Source organism: Streptomyces sp. 13-12-16, from assembly GCF_002114215.1.
Classification (GTDB): Bacteria; Actinomycetota; Actinomycetes; order Streptomycetales; family Streptomycetaceae; genus Streptomyces.
The window spans coordinates 1-1546 of record NZ_NCTE01001498.1 but is presented as its reverse complement, the minus strand read 5'-3'; the positions used below and the strand labels follow the sequence as shown (position 1 = coordinate 1546).

The following is a 1546-nucleotide window of genomic DNA, read 5'->3' as shown; positions in this document are numbered from 1 at the left end:
CGAGACGGTCGAACGGTCCGGGAGGATCGGCGGGGAGGGCCTCCTGGACCTCGCGCAGGAGCGGGTCGTCGACCGCGCGAGCCCTCGCCCAACGGCTCGGGCAGGCGCCCGCCCGCCGCGAGGTGGACGGCGAGACGACGAACGGTGTGCAGGCCCGAGTAGCCCCACACCTCGAACTCCGCGCTCTTCGCCCCGGCCGGATCGGGCTCGGTCCACCGCCGCAGCCCCGCACGCTCCAGCAGCCCGCCGATCGCGGCGAAGTCGGCGCGGACCGTTTCGGCGTAGTCGTCCTCGGCGTCGACGAGCACACCGGCGACCACGTCCAAGCCCATGGCCTCATTCTGGCACCGGTGTGACGGCGCACCGTCCGCCCTCCGGCAACGACGGGTCGCATCGACGGCCGGTCGCGGGATCGGCCACGATCGCGTGCGATGAAGCCGCGTGACGGGGGTACCGGCTGGGTGACGCGTGACGGTGCGGCTCGGGAGGGCGACGATGGAAGCGATGGGTCAGTTGCGACAGCTCAGAGCCGTGTATGCGGGCGGTGTGGTCGCCTGGGCCCTCTGCCTGTTGCTGACCCTGGTTCAGGAACAGGGGTCGGCACGGCAGGTCGTGGTGTTGCTGGGCCTGCTCGCCGTCTTCCTCGTCCTGCTGCTGTGGTCGACCTGGTGCCTCTGGGAAGCAGGGAGGCGCCGTTCGCCGGACCGGCCGGGCGACACGGCGAGGACGCGGCTCGAGCGGCCCTGACGGGAGCGACGGCAGGCCCGGTGCGGGCGGATCCGCGGACGAACGACGACCGGGTGTGTCGTCGCGTCCGCCGTCGGCCGCACCGGGGCGGGTGCGCAGGACACCGTGGTCCGGTCGAGCGGCACGGGCGGAGAACGGCCCGCGCCGGTGCGGGTGATGATGCGGTGGTGGCGGGGACGCGGTCGGGTCGCGCACCCCACCGGCCGGCCCGTCCCCGGTCCGGCCGGTGACCCATGGGCTGGGCCCCATCGACCTCGACGACCGCCAGGCCGGGGCCGGCACCGGACGAGGGCGGTCGTCCGCTCGCCGGGGACGAGCATGCGCCACTCCGGAGGATCTCCATGAGCCATGACGTGACGACGCGGACCCCGTCCGGAGGCGGAGGTGCCGGCCCGGCCCTCATCCCGGTTCCGTGCCTCTTTACGGTCACGGGCATGGTCGGAGGCGACAGCACGGGCGGCGTCCAGGGGCCGGCCGGGTTCTCGTACGAGGTCGTCGGCCGGCCGTCAAGTCCGGGTCCTCCGGTACGTCTGTGAGCGCGACGGCCGGGCATACGGGCTTCATCCCTATGAGAGGAGCCCGTTCATGCTCGGTATGGTCGCTGCGGTGCTTTTCTTCATCGCGTTCCTGATCAACGCGGCGGAGATCGGCACCAACGACGTGTTCTCTTCGGTGAACGTCATGCTGCTGGGGCTGACCGCCCTGGCCCTGCACGTGGCGGGAGTCGGGACCGGCTGGTCCCGCCGGCGCTGACCCGGTCCCGCGCGGGTCCGGCACAGGTGTCACCGGGCCCGCGCCG

2 protein-coding genes and 1 pseudogene are annotated in these 1546 nt (G+C 73.2%); 2 read left to right on the top strand and 1 reads right to left on the bottom strand.

All coding sequences use genetic code 11. The features are described 5' to 3' along the window. Positions 1–332, bottom strand: a pseudogene (locus tag B7767_RS47140) (hypothetical protein); the annotation flags it as partial. 172 nt (positions 333–504) lie between these two features. Between B7767_RS47140 and B7767_RS45575 the strand changes: the two are divergent. Next, positions 505–747 (top strand): hypothetical protein, encoded by a 243-nt coding sequence (locus B7767_RS45575; protein ID WP_143653036.1) that lies wholly within the window; start codon positions 505–507, stop codon positions 745–747. A gap of 585 nt (positions 748–1332) precedes the next feature. After that, the gene (locus tag B7767_RS47135) at positions 1333–1500 is read left to right on the top strand and encodes a hypothetical protein (RefSeq protein WP_179167568.1); all 168 of its coding nucleotides are present in this window, start codon (positions 1333–1335) and stop codon (positions 1498–1500) included. Positions 1501–1546: the final 46 nt, after the last annotated feature.

Coding starts and splice junctions, on each gene's coding strand:
- B7767_RS45575 (WP_143653036.1), top strand. CDS start 505: ATGGGTCAGTTGCGACAGCTCAGAGCCGTGTATGCGGGCGGTGTGGTC.
- B7767_RS47135 (WP_179167568.1), top strand. CDS start 1,333: ATGCTCGGTATGGTCGCTGCGGTGCTTTTCTTCATCGCGTTCCTGATC.